Here is a 20222-nt window from a genome sequence, read left to right on the forward strand (position 1 = left end):
TAGCGTATCTAATATTCAGTCTCGCGTATACCCGTCGATTGTTTGACACTTACGTCACGTTCCTTGACTACAATACTTTCCCTAATGAAAAAGGAGATCCGAAGATCTCCTGAAAATAAATTCGTCTGAATTCTGTTACTTCTTTTTCTTTCCGTTGCCTTGATTGAGTGTCTTCATGATCTGGCGAACCTGCGCTTCAGAAGGTTTTCTTCCCATCTGAAGATACATGGCACGGATCATTTTCTCATTGATTGGCGGGTTTTCTTTCAGGTCCTTTTCAAACTTGCGCTTGGTCAGGAAGAAAGTAATGACTGCACCGATTAAAGCACCAACCAGCGCATACAGGATAGAAGACCAGAGATTGTCCATTTGTATCGCTCCTCTTTTCTCTTGATATTTTACACAAATCCAGGGATATCCTCAATTTTCTTTCATGGCCTTTCATAAGAATCGTCATGGCCTTCTGCAGCCTGACTGCGGGTGAAAGAGACGGGGCTGAACTGGATTTTTGTTTGGGTTTGTAACGGATCGGGGGTAAACAGGCTTTTCGGACTTGATTCGACTTTGATCTGTTCTGGATCAACCCATTCGTGTATAAAAGCCTTTTCCCGAACGGATTGCTGGAGGGTGTTCCGATCCTTTGTCTGTGTACCGTGTACTTGTTTGGATCGACTTTATTCCGTTCGATTCAGTCCTATTCAGTTCTGTTCAGCCCTTGCTAAGCTGCCTGGCTTCTACTCCACACTGTCGAAGAGAGAAAGCTGCGTTTTCTCGTCTGCAGTATCTTCTTCATCTTTGCGAGTCCCGCTTTCGAGTTTTCGATTGGGACGGATAAGCGGTTTTGGCTCATCGAGCTTAGGCGAAGACGCCCAGCCGGAAGAGAGCGGCTTGCGGGTAAGCAGACGAACCGCAACGGGTTCGCTCTGCATGCCTTCAAAGCGCAGAAGATCGGATGCGGAAACGATCTGGAAAGCTTCCACGGATACGGGTTTGGATTTGATGATTCGGAATAAGGTATCGCCTTTGGACGGGCGGTTATAGGCATTGATCTGATCGAGCGCGATGCGCTTGAATTCGCCCTGACTGTTTTCGATGACGAGATCACTCTGATCCATCAGGCCCATGCCAAGCACGCTGTCTTCGTTTTGCAGGCGAAGGGCGCGTACGCCTTTGGATTTGCCTTTGGCGACGGGAATCTGACTGGTTTCCAGACGTACGCCATTGCCCAGGCGGGTGACGATCAGAATTTCATCGTCATCTTTGCCGGAGGCGAGCACTTCGACGAGTTCATCGTTAACGCCAAGTCCCATGGTGCTTACGAGTCTTCCCTTGGAGGGGAGTGTCGCACAATCGAAATGGGAGCGGCGGATCTGTCCGTTTTTGGAGATCATGATCAGATCGGTGTTCTGCGGTTTTCCATGGATCGCATAGACGGCGCAAATGCGCTCGTTGACTTCGGTCTTGTACATGGAGGAATAGTGAACGCCCAGATCTTTCCACTTTTTCTCTTCAAGCAGATAAACCGGGATCAGACCCATGCGGCCTTTGCTGGTGAAGAAAAGCAGAGAGTCGAGCGTCGAAATCTGATCGACGTATTCGAGATGATCCCCTTCCTTCAGCGCCGGATTGTTCTGGTCGCTGGAGGCGTACGAGCGCAGCGGGACGCGCTTGAAATAGCCCTGGCTGCTGATCATGGCGACAACCTGTTCATCGGCGATCATGTCGGTTTCGTTGATGACGATATCTTCGACTTCTTCGACGAGCTGCGAGCGGCGCGGCATGACAAACTCTTCTTCGAGTTCATGAAGTTCGGCTTTCATCAGCTCCTTGCGGGCATTCGGATCCTTAAGAATCTTTTCGAGGTCGCGGATTTCCTTTTTCAGGCGGCTGAACTCGCTTTTGAGATCCTTGACGTCGGTCGAGGACAGGCGATACAGCTGCATGGTAACGATGGCTTCGGCCTGCGCTTCGCTAAAGCCGAACTTGTTCATGATGTTCGCTCTCGAATCGGCTTTTCCTTTGGACGCGCGGATGGTCGCGATGACTTCATCGAGAATCGAGAGGGCCTTGATCAGACCTTCAACGATGTGCATCCGCTCGTTTTTCTTGCGCAGATCAAAACGGGTCCGCTTGATGACGACGTCTTCACGGTGTTCGAGAAACGCGTCCAGCATGTCCCCCAGCGAGAGCTGTTTTGGCGTCCGGTTGACGATCGCGATGACGTTGTAATGGTAGTTGATCTGCAGATCGGTGTTTTTATACAGGTAGTTGAGAATGGCCTGCGCATTGGCTTCCTTTTTCAGGTCGATGACAATGCGAAGTCCCTTCCGGTCGCTTTCGTCGCGGACATCGAGCATGCCGCTGACTTTGGCATTCAGACGGATTTCATCGATCCGCTTTACGAGATTGATCTTGACTACTTCATACGGAATTTCAGTAATGACGATCTGGTTGATCGTCTTGCTTTCGACGATTTCAGCTTTGGAGCGAATGACGACTTTGCCGCGTCCGGTATCGAGCGCCTGAAAAATGCCGTCCTTGCCCATGATGATGCCGCCGGTTGGAAAGTCCGGCCCTTTCACATACTGCATTAAGTCCTTCGTCGTCGAATCGGGATGGTCGATACGATAAATCGAGGCCTGAATGACTTCGTCAAAGTTGTGAGGCGGAATGGAAGTCGCATAGCCGGCCGCAATACCGGTAATACCATTGATGAGCAGATTCGGATATCTTGCCGGAAGAACGGTCGGCTCCATTTTTTCATCGGAAAAGTTTGGCGACCAGTCGACGGTTTCCCGGTCGATGTCCTGCATGAGATAGCCGGCGATTTTAGACAGTCTGGCTTCCGTGTAACGCATAGCGGCTGCGGGGTCGTCGTCAATCGAACCGTTGTTTCCCTGCATGTCGATCAGCGGAAGCGCCGACTTCCAGTCCTGAGACATGCGCACGATGGCATCGTATACGGACGTGTCGCCGTGCGGGTGATAGTTACCGATGACGTTACCGACGGTTTTCGCGGATTTGCGATACGGCTTGTTGTAAGTGTTGCCGTCTTCTTCCATCGCCCAGAGAATACGGCGCTGTACGGGTTTCAGTCCGTCGCGGGCGTCTGGAAGGGCGCGTTCCTGAATGATGTACTTGGAATAGCGCGAAAAGCGGTCGGCCAGAATTTCTTCAAGCGCCGAGTCGACGACTTTTGGCTCAACGGGCTGTACGTCCGCTGCTTTTTTCTTTCTTGGCATCCGCTATTCTCCTTCCTTAAAGTCATCTTCCAAAGTGAAGACGACGTTGTCTTCGATCCACTGCCTTCTCAGATCCGCACGGTCGCCCATCAGTTCGCTTACGCGCTTTTCGGCCAGGCGGCCGTCTTCGAGCGTAACACGCAGCAAGGTTCGGGTTTCGGGGTTCATGGTCGTATCCCAGAGCTGGGATGCGTTCATTTCACCAAGACCCTTATACCGGCTGATGTGATAGCCGGTTTTGAATTTGGCTTTCATTTCTTCCAGCTCTTCGTTGGAATACAAATAGTACTCTTCATCCTTTTTCGCGATGCGATACAGAGGCGGAAGGGCGATATATAACATGCCGGCTTCGATGAGCGGGCGCATGAATCGATAGAAAAACGTCAGAAGCAGGTTCTGAATGTGCGCGCCGTCATCGTCGGCATCGGTCATGATAATGACTTTATGGTAGTTGGAATCTTCGGCATCGAAGCTGCTGCCTACACCTGCGTCAAGAGTATGAATGATGGTGTTGAGCTCTTCGTTTTTCTCTACCTGTTCCAGCGTGGCATGCTCGGTATTGAGCACTTTGCCTCGAAGCGGCAAAATGGCCTGATATTTCGAGTCCCGTCCCTGCTTGGCCGAACCGCCGGCGGAATCGCCTTCGACCAGATACAGTTCCTTGCGTCTTGCATCTTTGGACTGGGCATGCACGAGCTTTCCGGAAATAATCTGTTCCGAACGATTTTTTCCTTTTCCCTTGCGGGCTTTTTCACGCGCTTCGCGCGCCGCTCTTCGTGCCGCACCGGCCTTGATCATCTTGCGGATGAGCGTAGCGGCGGTATCGGTGTTTTCTTCGAGGAAGTAGCGCAGGTTTTCACTGACGATCGCGTCGACCGCACCTTTGGCCTGCGGAGTTCCCAGTTTTTCCTTGGTCTGCCCTTCAAACTGAAGCAGCGTTTCCGGAATAGCCGTATGCAGGACAAAGGTCAGTCCTTCTCGAATGTCCGAGCCTTCCATGGATTTGTCTTTTTCCTTTAACAGGCCGACTTTTCGCGCGTAGTCGTTGAACACGCGGGTCAGTGCCTGTCTTGCGCCGGTTTCATGGCTTCCGCCATCGCGGGTGCGAACGATGTTCGCAAACGAAAGCATGTTTTCCTGATACGTATCGACGTACTGGAATGCGGCCTGCACTTTGATGCCTCCGGATTCGCCTTCAAAGGAAACGACCGGCGAAATCGGATCGTGATCGACGTCGAGCTCTTCGACGAACGCCTTAAGTCCGTCTTCGTAGACGAATTCGTCTTCTTTCGGGTTTTCGCGCTTATCGATCAGACGGATTTTCAGTCCTTTTAACAGGAACGCGTCTTCCTGTACCCTCTCCTTAATGCGGGAGTAGGAAAAACGGTTTTCCTTAAAAATCGTCGGATCCGGAAGAAACGTTACTTTCGATCCGGTCTGCTTCGTCTTGCCGATGACTTTCAGTTCGCCAACATGACGGCCGCCGTTTGAGAAATCGAGTTCGTAAATGTTCTTTCCGTCCTTAACTTCGACTTTGACCCAGGAGCACAGCGCGTTGACTACACTCGCGCCGACGCCGTGAAGACCGCCGGAAGCCTTATAGGAAGAATCCGAAAACTTGCCGCCCGCATGGAGCACGGTAAAGATGACCTCCAGAGCGGACTTGCCGGATTTGTGCTTGCCTACCGGCATGCCGCGTCCAAAGTCTTCCACGCTGCAGGAGCCGTCCTTGTTCAGGGTCACAATGATTTCGTTTCCAAAGCCGTTGAGGGCTTCGTCAATGGAGTTGTCGAGAATTTCCCAGACCAGATGATGAAGGCCCCGACGATCCGTCGAACCGATATACATGCCTGGTCTTTTTCGAACGGCATCAAGACCTTCCAGAATGACAATTGAATTTTCATCGTATTGCGTCTGTGCCATAGTCTTCCTCCCTTTTTCTAGTTCTGCTTTATGAAAGCCGGTTGTATACCGGCCAAATGGTAGGTTTGGTTTTTTTGTCTCAATATTTTATTTTCGACTGGAACGCGCTGGGTATATCTTGAACGATTCCATCGAATGTTCCCGTATCCCATTCAAAAAAATGGATCCGGAATGAGGCGATGCCAAAGGCATGTATTGTAAACAATATTTTTCATTCTTTCCACCCAGAGTCTTTTAAAAAACTTCTTCGTATAGGCTTGCGACAAAGGATATTCCAAATGTTTACCGCACCTGATAACCGATTCGTCCGCTCAGCCGCGGCTTCCAGTCTTGCGTTCGGGCTTACTACGTGCGCATCCTCTGCGCTCCTTTTTCCCTTTGGACATAAATACTTTCTTACCATACTTCGCGCATTCTTTCCAATCTGAGATTGTCGGTCGATGCATACCCTGCTCGCGCATTCAGCCATGCAATAATAGAAGACAGAAGAAACTTCTTTCTTGAAAGTGAGGAATTTCAACATGAAAATTCTGCTCATCTGCGGATCCCTTCGCAGTACATCGTTCAACATGGAACTCGCTCAGGACGCCAAAAAGGCGCTGGAGGCTATGGACATCAAAGCCAGCATCCTTCCCTATGGCGATCTTCCCCTGTTCAATCAGGATCTCGAAGCCCCGGAACTCGAAAGCGTATCCCGCATTCGTCAGGAAATTCGCGAAGCCGACGGACTCTGGTTCTTTACTCCGGAATACAACGGCATGATTACAGGCGTCCTCAAAAACCTGCTCGACTGGATGAGCCGTCCGACCGCTCCCGATTATACGCGCGCTTCTTCCGTTCTTTATGGAAAGTCTGCGGCCATCAGCGGCGCCGGCGGCCGTATGGCGGCCAAAGGCTCGCGCGAACAGCTCGCCATTCTGCTCAAACGGCTTGGTGTCAAAGTCTGCCCGGAAGAATACGGTCTGGCCTTAACTCCAGAAGAGTTCAGCACCGATTCGTTTACCGATCCAGACGGCGTAGCCGATGCCATCGCTTCTCAGGCCAGAGAATTCATCGTCTGGCTCAAAGGCTGATCCGGTTTTCGAATCCTGAAAGGATCGCTTCGACCTCCAGTTCATATCCGTCCGGTTTCAAACGGCTTAGATCCTTTTCTACCGCGATTTCTTCTTACCGCGATTTCTTTCTGCGATACGGATTGGAATCGAAATCGGATTGCGTTTCGACCTTCTTTTGTCGGCAGGCATTCAAATCTGCTCTTATAAGAATTCCAGATTTTTGCCTGCAGCTTTCAATTTACGATTTTTCAAAGAGGCTTCGGCCTCTTTTTCTTTGCGATTTCGTACGTTTTCAAAAAGTCACGTCTTAAGCATCCTTATCTGACACACTCAAGGCTATGAAAGAATCCATATCCCATTTGAATTTATCTTTTCCCGATTCTTTATCGTCGGATTCGGATGAGGCCATGATGCTGAACGATCCGGCTGTGGAAGGCTATGGCGGATCTGACCTGGAGCCTTCCTTTCCTCCCGTTTTTCTGCATGGGAATTTTGATCTGGACCGTCCGGACGGCCCGAACGGTCCAGGCGGATCCGAACGCACTCTGCATCTGCGCATTCCGAATCTCTTTGGATCTTCATCTGAACGGAATTCGAATGCTTTCGCTTCTCTCGAAGCCTCCTCGGCCTCTGGATCAGACCTTTCTGGTGTTTCTGGCGTTTCGAATGCTTCCGGTGGTGCCGGCATTCGGGAAAGTCGCCTGTCTTTCGTTCTTCAGTATTCGTACCGGCCAAAGCCGGCTTCCCCTCCGTCCGGCTTGGACGGTAATTACCGTCTTGTTGATCCTTGGCCGGACGTTTCGACAAAGACGTCCCCTGCTTTGCTTGCCGACTATATCGAGTACGACTACCTCCATTCCTGCCTGCTTCTTCATTTTCAGGATCAGGTGGTGCGGGAAAAGGCGTCGACGATAAACGCCTGGCTGGATGCGCGCTGTCTGCAGGCGGGCAGTTCTCTGCAGGGACGAAAGGAAGCCGCCGCATTTTATCTTAGCGCTCGTAAGTTTCTGCCGATTCTGGTTTCTCTCTCGCCGCTCGAAGTATGGGTACCGCTGCTGCCGCAAAAGGATCCGAAACGGATCTACTGCAGCCTGGCGAACATTCTCAGTCTCGAGCCGTCGGGGGACGCACAAAAAAACCGCTGCCGGATCCGCTTTCGCGATGGCCTCCTGCTGGAGGGACTTGAGCGAAAGCGTACGGAGCGGATTTTGGTTCAGGCGTATAAATTTATCTTGATGCTTTATTCGTCGCAGTCTTCGCAGTATGCGTCGGACATGCTTCTTTCATGACGGAGCGTGTTTACGCCGCAGCCGTCGATGCAGACCATGGCATCGTCGGGAAGATGAGGCGATTCGACGAAGGTCAGCGCCGGGTAAGGCTGATCGACGAAATTGCTGAAGACTTCCAGGAACTCGTCGCGCAGTTCGATGTCAACCAGATAGACGGTGAATTTCAGAATGTGATCAAAACGCAGATCGAACTGGTGCAGGACATCGGTCACCGCGTAGCAGGCGGAAACGCACTGGTCGTGGAACGTGGATCCTTTTCCGATCTGACCGGAAAGGTAGAAGAAATCGCCTAGCTGAACCATGCTGGCGACGCAGTCGTACTGGCTCATCGGTTCGCCGGTCTTTAAAAACAGATTCATTCGTAATCCTCCTCCATATCGTCGCTGCTGGAGATAAGAACCTCCCTGGGTCGGCTTCCCTGCGAAGGGCCGATCACGCCGTTGGCTTCAAGCTGGTCCATGACGCGTGCGCTGCGGGCGTAGCCGATGCGAAAGCGCCGCTGGATCAGGGACGTACTGGCTTTCTTGCTGACGATAACGAAATTTCTTATTTCATTATACAAGGGGTCTTCTTCAAACGATTCGCCATCCATCGGATTGTTTTTCGTTTCCTTGAGCAGAAGGAACGTTTCCTCATATTCCGGCTGCGCCTGCTGGCGGACGTAGTCGCAGATGGCTTCCACTTCCTGATCCTGGATGAAAACACCCTGAATTCGCTTAGGCGAAGTGGCGCCGTTATCGAGGAAAAGCATGTCGCCATAGCCAAGCAGTTTCTCGGCGCCGGACTGGTCGAGAATCGTCCGGGAGTCCGGTCGGGAGGAAACCATGAAGGCGATACGGCTTGGAATGTTGGCTTTGATGACGCCGGTAATGACGTTGACCGAGGGTCGCTGTGTGGCGACGATCAGATGAATGCCGGCGGCACGGGCGAGCTGGGTAATGCGCTGGATCGACTGTTCGACATCCTTGCTGGCGGCAAGCATCAGGTCAGCCAGCTCGTCGATGATGACGACGATGCGCGGCATTTTCTGCAGCTCTTCTTTCGGGTGGCGGCGAACGTATTCGTTGTAGCCGGCCAGGTTGCGAACGCGTACGGCTTCAAAGCGGGAATAGCGCTCATCCATCATGTCGACGATAATTTTGAGCGCGCCCGAAGCGAGCGCCGGATCGGTGATAACCGGCGAGAGCAGATGGGGAATGCCGTTAAAAGGCGTGAATTCGACTTTTTTCGGGTCAATCAGCAGAAGCTTCACTTCATCGGGATGGGTACGCATGAGCAGCGAACAGATGATCGAGTTGACGCAGACGGACTTACCGGAACCGGTCGCGCCCGCGATCAGAAGGTGCGGCATGCGATCGAGTCGTCCGTAAATGTTTTCGCCCATCAGATCCTTGCCGAGCGTAAAGAGCAGCGGATGCGAGGCTTCCGATTTGGGAATGCCGGCGATGAGCTCGCGCATGCTGACGGTGGTCTTTTCTTCGTTGGGCACTTCAATACCCACCGCGCTCTTGCCGGGGATCGGCGCTTCGACACGGATGTCCTTAGCAGCCAGCGCCATCTTGATGTCGTTTTGCAGATTCACGAACGTGTTAACGCGAACGCCCTGTCCGGGAATGACTTCAAATTCGGTAACGGAAGGACCGATATGAATTTCGCCAAGACTCGCTTCGACTCCAAATTCCTGCAGGATGCGAATGAGCGTTTCCCCGCGTTCGGCGGCGCTTTTCTGGTTGATAGTGCTTTTTCGATTTTGCTTCATTTCCTGAAGCAGGCTGATCGGCGGCAGCACATAGCCGTCCGCTTTCGGGGAAAGATCCAGCGGTTCGGCTTCGTAGCGAACCGGCTTGTTTTCTCGAGAAGACGGGGTGCGGCTGGAAGCTGCCGCTTTTTTTCTGGACGGTTTTACCTCGCCCAGCTGATCGGTCATGTCTTTGACCGTTCCGTTTACAGCGGAGCTGCTCAGATCGGGCGCCGTTTCCTGCACGGAGCGCGTTCTGCGCCGGCGCGGCAGTCTTTCGGCATTTGCCAAATCCGATGGGGCCTCGTTTCGGGGATCTTCATAAAGCGATTCATCCGAAAAGTCGGAGGAACGACTGTTCTGGCTCTGAGCCGCTGCTGCGCCACCCGCACCGGCTGTTACACCAGCCGCGGCACCTGCAGCTGCAGCGCCAAGTGCCGCTGCGGCCGCATTCTGACTCTGCGACTGCGCATTCAGACCCGTCTGGGCAAGCTGCATGGCCTGTGCGGGCATCTGTCCAGTCCGCTGTCCTGCCGCTGTGACGGGCTGCGCAGTTCCATCGAGCCGACTGGATGCGCGCATCTCCGCTTCTCTTTGGCGGCGACGCGCGGCGCGGCTGGGAAGCCGACCCTGACGAATGTCGGTTTCTCTTGTCTGTTCCTCGGCCATCTCCAGAACCGGGGCAGGATCGGCCGAAGTGGATGCTTCCACAAAATCCGGGTCGGCGACAAGATCCGAATACGCACGCTGTTCGACAAGACCATTCATGGAAAAGGCGCTGGGACGGGATCTGCCCTTCTCGATGTACTCTCCGTTTTCGTCATACAGACGCTGGAGTTCGTCCTTGTCGATTGGACGGCCCTGCATGGACGCGTCATTGCGATCGTCATAGCGAAGAAGAATCGGATTGCCTTCTTCGTCGTAGTCTTTATCCACATTCGAAAGGGTGACCCAGTCGAGAATGCGGTGATGCAGACTGGAGAAAAAATCGGCGATCCGGCCAAAGAAGCCCGCGATGCCTTTTCGCTGCGGTTTGTTTTTGGCCATTCCGGCTCTTGAACGAGCGGCACGGGAAGCCGTTCTGTGATGGAGCCAGCCACCAACACGATCGGAAATGGTTTCCTCATCCTGCTCATCGTACTCTTCATTGGAATAGCCGTCTGGGCCAATTTCCGTCAGGGAGCCGCCTGTCAGATCGGGCTGGTCCTGTCCCTGCAGGCGGGTCGATTCAACAAGATCGTCTGGGGAAGCATCGGCTTGCACGGTTTCCGGCTGCGGGGCCTGTCCATACGGCTGACGGGGCGGACGCTTTTTCGGTTCTTCTTTTTTAGGGACGTCCTCTTCATCGAGATCGCTTTTGGGCCAGCGCAGCAGACCTCCAAGCGAAGTGCGGCGGACGCCCTGGAATCCTTTTTCCGTATCGGTATCTTCTTTGGGCTTTCGATCGGTCAGCAGCAGACGCCACCAGTTCCAGCCGATCAGTAAAATGCCCAGAATCAGAAACGCGAAATCAAAGAACATCGCTCCGGTTCGCGAGAAAAACATGGAAAACACGGTAGCCAGCAGCGCACCGAGAAGGCCGCAGCTGCTCGTAAAGCTCATCGATCCAAACTGGCCGAGACTGGCCACCAGAATGGAAAACGGCTGGGTAACGTTCGTGTCGGTCACCTGCTGGAGACCGTTGGTCATCATCCAGAACGCCGCCAGAAAGCCAAAGCCGACCATCATGCGAACGGATACTTTTTTCTTGCCCAGCGTCAGGACCCAGTACAGGCCATAGCCCATGAAAAAAATGAGCAGGCCATAGGAGAAGCTGCCGACCAGCAGCTGAAGCACTTCCTGCAAAAAGCTGCCGACCAGGCCTAAGGAAAACAGAACCATCGTACAGATCACCCAAGAGAAGATGATCAGTACGCAGATCCAGAACGTATTCAGAGAAAACACAGACGTTTTCCCGGTTTGTCGCTTGGAAGACGATGCGGAGGATTTTTTTGAAGACGGGCTGCGTCTGGACGCACTCTTTTTTGAAGCCATAGTCCCTCCCTTTCTTAGTCCTCTTGGTATAAGGACGATTTTCCCTGCCCTTTTCGTCTCTTTTTGAAACTGAAAAAAGAGATTCCCTGTTTCTGTATATCCTCAGCCTGCATTGCGACTGAGGAAAAAAGGCGTGGAGTAAATGCAGTGTATTTATCTTATAACGAACCAAAGCGGAAAAAAAAGACGGATTGCGTACGGCACAAACTGCCTGCGCGCAATCCATTCTTTCCATTCGTTTTGATTCAGTAAATCCCTTGGGAGAACTCCTTCGGATTATCTGCCAAATCTTTGGATTTCAGCTTTTTCTAAAGGGATCCTTTGGGGTTGAGTTCGAGAATAACCGGTAAAATCATCGGGCGCTTTGCGGTCTGCTTGAAGACGTAGCGGGCCACTTTTTCGCGGATGATTGAGCGGCATTCCATATTGTCGTATTTATGGGCATCGACCATTTCCTTAATGGTGTCTTCCATAATCCGGGTCACTTCCCGGGTCAGGTACTCGGCATCGCGTACATAGACGAGGCCGCGGGTCTGAATGTCCGGTCCGTTAATAATCTTCTTCGTGCGGAAATCGAGACCGATCGCCAGAACCATGACGCCGTCGGTCGAAAGAATTTCACGGTCTTTCAGAACGACGCCGGCCATGTCCCAGTTGGCGTTGCCATCTACGAGCGTTTCGTGCAGTTCGATCGTATCGAGACCCGGCTGCAGTTCGCCGTTAATAAAGGTGGCGATTTCGCCGTTGTCGAGAATCACAATTCGCTCGGCGGGAATGTTCATTTCTTCCGCCAGCATCGCGTTCGCGCACAACATGCGGTATGCGCCCTTGATCGGAATGTAGTACTTCGGATCACACATGAAGATGACCATCTTCAGATCTTCCTTGGACGGATGCATGCCCAGAACGTTGCGGTCGATTTTCACGATCGTACCCTGACGCTTGTAAATGTCGTTTTCCATACTCTTGAAGTCTTTTTCAACACCTGGAACGAGCGGGGTAGCAACGACGATCACATCGTCATCGTGGAATTCGACATCGTCGACTTCGTTGTTGGCGATATTGCTCATCAGCTGGAACAGGGCTCTTCCCTGTCCGGAAATGATGACCACGACATCTTCGCACTGATCGATCTGGGAAACCGGAACAACGAGTTCAGACGGAACGGCATCGGTAATGCTTTCCAGACCGGCGATCAGTTTCTTGAGCTCATCGGAATAGAAGCACATCTTGCGCTTGCGTGCGATGCAGCAGCGGATAAGTTCCTGAATGCGGTAAACGGACTGCGTGTAAATTTCCACGAAAATCCGCTGTTTTTCATGCTGGTCGAGTACCTTTTCAAAATACGGGGTAACCCGATGATTTGGCGAGGTATGAAGGGCATGTTCCGCGCCTTTGGAATCCTGCAGGAGGATGAGGACGCCGTCGTTTTTAAAACGGGTCGCAAAGGAGTAGTCGCCCTGGTACGCCTGGGAAATGTCGTCGTAGTCGGCGATGAATTCGCCGGAGTAGACGATATAGCCATGGGCGGTACGGATGCCAAAACCGTACGTCTGCGGATAGGAGTGGGTAATCGGGAAGAAGACGACCTGTCTTCCGCCGATTGTCCGGGTATCCTGCCGCTTGACGGTCTTGATCTTGACGCCGGTAATTTTGTTTTTGCGCAGCAGTTCCTCCACTACGCGGCCGGTAAAGTCGCTGACGAAAATATCGGCTTTGATTTCTTTTAAAAGATAAGGCAGCGCGCCCATGACGTCGTCATGGCCATGGGTGATCAGAATGCCTTTGATCTGTTTTTCGTGTTCCTTGAGATAGGAGAAGTCGGGGACGATGCATTCTACGCCCAGACTGGCATTATCGTTCGGAAATTTCAGGCCGCATTCCACGATGTACATATCACCGTTGATTTCAATGACCATCAAGTTCTTTCCGTCTTCATCCAGCCCGCCCAGCGCAAACAGTCGAACGACTTCGTCTTTTTTTAATTCTGCTTCTGCCATATTGTGGCACCTCCGCAATTGCGCGATTCCTGCCGGTTGAGGCAGAAAATTTTTCGCATACTAAAAATTTCGTACAAATTGAACGTTTTCTATTATTTACAGTATAACATTCGCCGTCCTGGCCTACGCTTTACGACCGTTGAGCGAGAAGGTGTGGGCTTCGGTGATGACGACATCGACGATATCGCCTTCCTGAGCCTGATCCGCGGAGAAGTTTACAGGTATCCCGTGACGGCTGTAGCCGGAGAAGACGTTCGGATTCTTTTTCGACGGGCCGTCGACCAGAACGGAGACGGTCTTTCCGATGTATTTCTGGTGGTTTTCAAGCGCAAATTCATTCCAGAGCGCGTTCAGGCGCTGCAGCCGTTCCTTTTTGACGGAAAGCGGTGTTCCGTCTTCGAGCTTAGCGGCCGGCGTTCCAGGTCTTGGCGAATAAATAAAGGTATAGGCGTTGTCAAAGCGGCAGGCGCGTACGAGATCGAGCGTATGTTCAAACGCTTCTTCGCTCTCGCCAGGAAAGCCGACAATAATATCGGTCGAGATGGCCGCATCCGGAATTTTCTTCTTAATGTCCTGATACAGTTCCAGGTATTCCTTCGATGTGTAGCGACGGCCCATGCGGCGCAGAATTTCATCGTCGCCACTCTGCAAAGGCAAATGAATGAACGGCAGCAGGTTATCGTAGCGGGCGATGACATCGATCATTTCTCGCGAGAAATCCCATGGGTGGCTGGTCATGAAGCGGATGCGTTCGATGCCGGTTTTGGCGGCTTCTTCGAGAAGTCCCGCAAAATCCATTTCCCCATCCAGGTCTTTCCCGTAGGCATTGACGTTCTGACCGAGCAGGGTGATTTCCTTATAACCGAGCTTTTTCAGCGTTTCGATTTCCGCGAGGATATCCTTAGCCGAGCGGGAGCGCTGACGGCCGCGCGTATACGGTACGATGCAGTACGTACAGAACTTGTCGCAGCCGTACATGATGTTGATGAGGCCTTTGTAGCGGCCGCTTCGATGTTCGGGAAGGTCTTCGTAAATTTCGCCTTCGCGCGAGTAGACTTCTACGACTTTTTCGCCGTTTGTGGCGCGTTCGAGATATTCGGGAAGGTTTGCGAAGTTATGGGTTCCGAAAATCAGATGAACCCACGGGTATTTTTCGAGCAGCGTGCGGGTGAACTGCTCTTCCTGCACCATGCAGCCGCAGACACCGATGATCGTATCCGGCTTGGATTTGAAGTGCTTTTTGTGCGAGCCGACTTCGCCAAGAACGTTATTGGCCGCGTTTTCCCGAATGCCGCACGTATTCATTAAAATCAGATCCGCGCTCGCCGAATCGGTAGCTGGGGTGTATCCGCACGCTTCAAGAATGCCGGCGAGGTTTTCGCTGTCGCGCTCATTGGCCTGACAGCCGTAGGTGGAAATAAAATACGTTTTATTCTGGCCGATCTGCTTCTGGGCATCGCTCAGTTCCATGCCACGATAGGTCGGGGAGCTTTTTTCGATGCGTCTGGCCGCTTTTTTAGCATCTGGAAGATGCCAGGCGGGTTTAATTTTTATGCTCACAGTAGTCTCCTGTCTTTGTTTTCTGTTTGTGTTCTGTTTATCTTTGATGTTCTGCTTTATGGTTTACGCGTTCTGGACCAGACGGCCCTGCGCAGCGTTTTGAACGGGTATGTTTCGAGGCTGGATTGATCCTCGAACAGGCAATCGAAATCCCGCTTTTCTTTTGAAAAGCGAGCCGATATTTCGGGATTGTATTCCTTTAAGGGAGAAATGACAAAGTGCCCCGTATGGACTGGGATCTTTGCGATAAATGGCACTGTTGTTCTGGATCTGTGTTCGATCGGTGCTGGATACGGACTGGATTTCTGGGGGGGTGACCTTATGTCAGAAAAGTCCTGCGTCTGGATTGTCTTAACGGTTGAAGGACAGTCTTCCTCTATTTAAGGGACGTTCGGAGAATGGATCCGTGATCCGAACGGAGAGAGAAAGAAAACTGCTCTGCTTCTTTGCCGGATTTATCCGAGTTTTTCCGAGTCTTTGTCGGGTCTTCCCCTGCTTTTTTTCTGATGTTTCCCTGTGCCTTTTGGGAATGCGTCCGTTTTTATTGTAGACGAAAAGCCGTTATAAAAAGCCGCCTTTGCGGGGCGGCTTTGATATTCGTTATTTCGCTATTTCCTGTGCACGGACTTCACGAATTACGTTCACTTTGATCTGTCCGGGATAAGTCAGTTCAGATTCAATTTTGTCACGGATCGCCCTGGCCATTTTAACACAGGCCGTATCGCTCACCTGTTCGGGAACAACCATGATGCGGATCTCGCGGCCGGCTTGAATGGCATAAGCGTTGGAAACACCTTCAAATTCATTGGCGATTTTTTCCAGGTTTTCGAGACGTTCCACGTAGGCCTGCGCGGATTCCTTACGGGCTCCTGGGCGAGCGGCGGAAATGGTATCGGCGGCAATGACCAGATGGGAGGTCAGGAATTTTGGTTCGGTATCGCCATGATGAGATGCGATCGCATTAAGAACGATTTCTTTTTCACCATGCTTCTTGCAGAATTTGTAACCCAGCTCCACGTGGCTGCCTTCCTGCTGGTCGACATTGAGTGCTTTACCGATGTCGTGCAGAAGACCGGCACGTTTCGCCATATGCTGGTTGAGCCCCAGCTCAGCTGCCATCGTTCCGGCAATCAGGGCGACTTCAATGGAATGCTGGAGCGCATTCTGGCCATAGGAGAAACGGTATTTCAGCGTACCGATCAGACGAACGATTTCGCGATCGATGCGGCCGATGCCAAGCTTGAATACAGTTTCTTCGCCGGCCTTGAGAATCTCAGCCTCGACTTCATGCTGGAATTTCTTAACGGCGTCCTCAATTCGTCCGGGCTGGATGCGTCCGTCTCGAATGAGATATTCGAGGGCGAGTCTGGCCACTTCTCGACGAATCGGGTTGAAGCAGGTAATGGTGATCAGATCCGGCGTATCATCAATGTTCAGCTCAACACCCGTGGCCTGTTCAAAGGCACGGATATTGCGGCCCTCACGTCCGATAATTCTTCCCTTCATTTCTTCACTGGGAATCTGGACGACAGCGACCGTACGGTCCATCGTTTCCTGCTGGGCCATGCGTTCGATGCTTAAGGCGATGATTTCCTGCGCTTTCTGGTTCGCCTGCGATTTGGCTTCATCTTCTTTTTCCTTGATGTAAGCCATCGTTTCGTGTTCCATCTGCTTTTCGACAAGGGCGAAGAGCTCGTCTTTCGCTTCCTGACTGGTCATCCGGGCTACGCCCTCGAGGACTTCGATCTGTCGGTCAATTTCCTGCTGAAGCTGCTTTTCCTTATCTTCTAAGGAAAGAAGGCGATCATTGGCCTTCTTCATCTGCGCGCTCAGTTCCTTCTCCTTCTGGTTCAGAGACTGATCGCGGAAATTTAAGCTGTCTTCACGACGCAGAAGGGCGTTTTCAAGATCGACGGCTTCCTGCCGGCGGTCCTTAATTTCCTTTTCTGCTTCTACTTTCAGATCGTGTACTTGGGTTTTCCCGTCAAGTACTGCCTGTTTCAGTCTGGCTTCCGCTTCGCGGTTCGCCTGTTCAAGAATCTGATTTGCCTGCTGCTGATTTTTGTTAAGACCTGCTTTGGAAAGAGCGGCCATCAGGCCGATTCCCAGGACAAGTCCGATTATCCCGGATAGAGAAATCCATAAGGCATTCATTTATTTCTCTGTCCCTTCATAAAATAAAGCATTTCAATTATAGCAAATCCGGTCTTTTTGTCTATGTACCCATATTTCAGACAAATTTTAGGAAGATATTCGTTCAAAAATGGAACGATTGTGTACCAATACAGCGAACAGGTTCTGGGCAAATCCGCCAGAATCCGGCTGTAAATCGTCTGATTTCCCCTTTTTTCTCTTTTTCGACCGATCGGTATGATTGCGTTTTTTCAAAAAATCAGACCGGACTACATTTTTCGTGGCCAATCGTTCCTGTTTCTGTCCGGCAGACAATTCGCCTTGGATCGGGTGTAAAATGCGCAAGTTTTGCAATGTATGGAAAACCGTCTGAATCTTTGCGGTTCAGACGGTGCATAAGGCAGATTATCGATTGAAACTGCGCTTTTCGCATTTACGAAAGCATGCAAAAGAGCATATTTCTGGATTGGTTTTGTTATTGAGCGGGGAGCGGATTGATCTCGGTGTCGACGCTCAGACGAACCGCGAGCCACGCCTGGCTGAGGGCGGAAGCCGCGTCATTAATATCTTTCTGCGTACGGGCAGTATTGTCCTGATCGGCAAGAATGTTCGCAGCGACGGTCCGTTTTTCAATCAGCGTGGACCATGCCGCATTGGACTGGAATTTGTCGGCACTTACGCTGCTCGCATCCGTATAGGCCGTCTGCAGTACGGAGTAGTCGAGTACGACAGGTTCCGGTTCCGGCTCTTGAGGCTGAACGGGGTTATCGTCTGCGTCGACCCAAACTTTGGCATCGGCTTTGGTGAGGGTTTCCATGTCTTCCTTAGTTTTTACGCCCTCAAAAAGCTTGACGGATTTGAACCGATAGGCGGAGACGCGATCGGTATTTTCCGGATCGGTACCGATGGAAAGCGGATAGTTTGTCGCCTTGATTCCGCCCGTTCCACTCATGGATCCACGATAGCTCGAGCCATCGTTGAAGACGAAGAAGAGCTCCTTCGTTTCGGCATCGTAACCGGCAAGAACTGTATGGACACGATTGGAGTAATCGGTATTTCCTGCTTCATACTCCTTCATGTTGTACGTCATCCAGTCATTCGTATTGGCTCCATAGGCGATCAGCTGGGTCGTGATTCCAAGATTCTGATAATGGTAGTCGCGTACTACAAAGCCATGGTCGCCGTTGGAAAGAATCATCTGGTATTCCATCTGATTGGCGCTTGTGTTTTCCGGCGTTTTGTATTCGATCTCAAACGTAAAGGACTTCTCGCCGTGCAGCAGATCCTTTACGGTGTTTTCCGCATTGACGTCATCAATCGCCGCGTGGCCTTTGAAATACTTGCCTTCGTTTGTGACGGTTTCGACCTGCATGCCGGTACCCATTGGATACCAGGTATTGCGGGCATGGTCATAAATCGTCGTTGTGGACTGTGCAGCGTCGGTCGTTTCATTCTGGACAGCCGGTTCAGCGGCCAGAATTGGGAAGGAAGATACAGATCCTGTCAGCATCGACACAGACAGGAGTGCAGCCATCATTGTATGTTTTTTCATAACTGGGCCTTTCTTTGTCCGATTTCCCTTACGCCCTGTCCTCTCGTAAAAATCTGGTGCTTTTGCGTACATAGAACATGGGTTGTCTGTCGTATGCGCGACCATATTCTAAATAGAGTGCATTGAAGCGCTTCGTAATTTATATTTTTGCCCGAATCAAATGAAGAAGCGCCTGAAGGTCAAAAGCCGATGCAAAACCACGCGTTTGAGAAAATGGATGGAACGTAAGACGACCGCTTTTCCTGTTCAGAATAAAAATGGGGATCCAACGCAGGATGAGGGTTTTCCTGTTTGCCCGTAAGGAAAACCATTCGTTCAAATCCCTGCGCCTGTTCTTAAAAGCCAAAAAGCAGCCGCCCGTCTGCCTTCGTCCAGGCAAACGGGAGAAATACTGGCCTTTTTATTTTATCGTTCTATACGTTTATCACGGTTGTCTTTTTCTTCTTTTCGTATTATTAAAATCGCATAGGCTTAATACTAATTGGCTATGGTACGAAATTGTTGCTTTGGTACACAATAATCCCAATTCCGGACCATACAGAAAAGGCGGTTTCTCGCACGAATGCGATACCTTCTGTGGTTTTTTGCGATCGGATCTGTCAGCACCTTCCCGTTTCTATTTGCCCGTTTCTATTTCCTTTCCCTGGATTTCAGTTTCGTGCTTCCCTGCGCTTGCTCCTGCACAACGGAAAAGGCCCGCAGGACATCAACGTCCTGCAGGCCTGTTAGAGAAAATGCGAAATGCGCAAAAAGAAAAAAGCAGAGGTCTCTCTGCTTGTTCATCCATCTGGATACTGATTATAAAAGGGACAGGAATTATTCTACTTCGACAGCCTGTCTGCCTTTGTATTTACCGCAGCTCGGGCATACTTTGTGAGCGAGTTTGAATTCGCCGCACTCCGGGCATTTTACAAGAGCGGGTTTAGTCAGTTTGTAATGGGTTCTTCTTTTTGCCTTACGGTGTTTGGAACCTCTTCTCTGCTGAACAGCCATGGTGGCACCTCCTAGTTATCCTCGAAATTAAGATCTTTGAGTTTTGCCCAGCGGGGATCTTCCTGCTGCTGGCTGTCCCCCTCATCCTGATCGGATGTAAGCGACCAGCCTTTACCGCTAGGATAGTCTTCACGGGCTAAACGGGTAATGCTCATGGGTGCTTCATATACAATCGCTTCGATCATCTCATCATTCAGATCAATCGTGTTGTTGTTCACAACGAGAATGTCTTCCTGATCGTCCGTATCCTCGAGCGGATCGAATGAGTACTCTTTTTCAGAATCGGCCTCGAAATCGTATTCGAGATCTTCTCCGGTAATCGAGTCTTCAACAATCATGAAGCCGGAGTAATGAAGGTTGCTGACAACCCTGCTGCGGCCGTCAAACTGTAAAGTGCCCTCGACGTGACACTCGGGTACGGCCAGAACAGGCGTATTCACAAACTGAGCTCCATCGAGATCGGCCAGGTCGGTATTGACTTCAAGATAGTCATCCGGCGCCGCCATAAAATCGCTTTTACGAAACTTCACGCTATTCACCTCATGTAGCATTTGATATTATAGGCAGACCCTTTTGAATTGTCAAACAAACGAAAATCTGAACAAAACGATCGAAGTGCTTTGCCATTTTGTCCTTAACTATCGTACTTTCGGCTTTTTCTGGCCGCGTTGACTCTTTGAAAAATCTGCCTGTTCAAATGTCT

13 protein-coding genes are annotated in these 20222 nt (G+C 51.3%); 2 read left to right on the forward strand and 11 right to left on the reverse strand.

From position 1 onward, the window contains the following. Positions 1 to 135 precede the first annotated feature (135 nt). From Q2J39_RS05220 to parE, 3 genes are all read right to left on the reverse strand, one after another. The gene (locus tag Q2J39_RS05220) at positions 136 to 369 is read right to left on the reverse strand and encodes a YneF family protein (protein WP_230268240.1); all 234 of its coding nucleotides are present in this window, start codon (positions 367 to 369) and stop codon (positions 136 to 138) included. A gap of 365 nt (positions 370 to 734) precedes the next feature. After that, on the reverse strand, positions 735 to 3242 hold the full coding sequence (parC, locus tag Q2J39_RS05225) for a DNA topoisomerase IV subunit A (RefSeq protein ID WP_288339269.1): 2508 nt from the start codon (positions 3240 to 3242) through the stop codon (positions 735 to 737). A gap of 3 nt (positions 3243 to 3245) precedes the next feature. Then, positions 3246 to 5165: a DNA topoisomerase IV subunit B gene (gene parE, locus Q2J39_RS05230; RefSeq protein ID WP_230268238.1), complete on the reverse strand. Its 1920-nt coding sequence runs from the start codon at positions 5163 to 5165 to the stop codon at positions 3246 to 3248. Positions 5166 to 5686: 521 nt separating this feature from the next. Here parE and Q2J39_RS05235 point away from each other — a divergent pair. Continuing rightward, the gene (locus tag Q2J39_RS05235) at positions 5687 to 6238 is read left to right on the forward strand and encodes an NADPH-dependent FMN reductase (protein WP_230268237.1); all 552 of its coding nucleotides are present in this window, start codon (positions 5687 to 5689) and stop codon (positions 6236 to 6238) included. A 341-nt stretch (positions 6239 to 6579) separates the two neighbouring features. Beyond that, positions 6580 to 7509: a competence protein ComK gene (locus Q2J39_RS05240; protein WP_288339268.1), complete on the forward strand. Its 930-nt coding sequence runs from the start codon at positions 6580 to 6582 to the stop codon at positions 7507 to 7509. Here Q2J39_RS05240 and Q2J39_RS05245 read toward each other — a convergent pair. The 8 genes from Q2J39_RS05245 to Q2J39_RS05280 form a co-directional block, all read right to left on the reverse strand. Further along, positions 7461 to 7868: a RidA family protein gene (locus Q2J39_RS05245; protein WP_288339267.1), complete on the reverse strand. Its 408-nt coding sequence runs from the start codon at positions 7866 to 7868 to the stop codon at positions 7461 to 7463. The two genes, Q2J39_RS05240 and Q2J39_RS05245, sit on opposite strands and share 49 nt — an antisense overlap. After that, positions 7865 to 11281, reverse strand: coding sequence for a DNA translocase FtsK (locus Q2J39_RS05250; RefSeq protein WP_288339266.1), 3417 nt, complete (start codon positions 11279 to 11281; stop codon positions 7865 to 7867). The genes Q2J39_RS05245 and Q2J39_RS05250 overlap by 4 nt, the downstream gene beginning before the upstream one ends. Before the next feature lie 308 nt (positions 11282 to 11589). After that, a complete protein-coding gene (locus tag Q2J39_RS05255; RefSeq protein ID WP_288339265.1) occupies positions 11590 to 13281 on the reverse strand; it encodes a ribonuclease J in 1692 nt (563 codons plus the stop codon). A gap of 123 nt (positions 13282 to 13404) precedes the next feature. Beyond that, on the reverse strand, positions 13405 to 14835 hold the full coding sequence (gene miaB, locus Q2J39_RS05260) for a tRNA (N6-isopentenyl adenosine(37)-C2)-methylthiotransferase MiaB (RefSeq protein ID WP_288339270.1): 1431 nt from the start codon (positions 14833 to 14835) through the stop codon (positions 13405 to 13407). Between the two features lie 606 nt (positions 14836 to 15441). Continuing rightward, positions 15442 to 16995, reverse strand: a complete 1554-nt coding sequence (gene rny / locus Q2J39_RS05265; RefSeq protein WP_230266713.1) for a ribonuclease Y — start codon at positions 16993 to 16995, stop codon at positions 15442 to 15444. 454 nt (positions 16996 to 17449) lie between these two features. Further along, entirely contained in the window at positions 17450 to 18526 is a 1077-nt protein-coding gene (locus Q2J39_RS05270) for a hypothetical protein (protein WP_288339264.1), read from the reverse strand. A gap of 816 nt (positions 18527 to 19342) precedes the next feature. Next, positions 19343 to 19519, reverse strand: coding sequence for a 50S ribosomal protein L32 (rpmF, locus tag Q2J39_RS05275; RefSeq protein ID WP_230266711.1), 177 nt, complete (start codon positions 19517 to 19519; stop codon positions 19343 to 19345). Between the two features lie 11 nt (positions 19520 to 19530). Further along, complete coding sequence (locus tag Q2J39_RS05280) at positions 19531 to 20049, reverse strand: DUF177 domain-containing protein (RefSeq protein ID WP_288339263.1); 519 nt, start codon at positions 20047 to 20049, stop codon at positions 19531 to 19533. Between the last annotated feature and the right edge of the window lie 173 nt (positions 20050 to 20222).

This window comes from uncultured Allobaculum sp. (genome assembly GCF_948576815.1).
Taxonomy (GTDB): Bacteria; Bacillota_I; Bacilli_A; order Erysipelotrichales; family Erysipelotrichaceae; genus Allobaculum; species Allobaculum fili.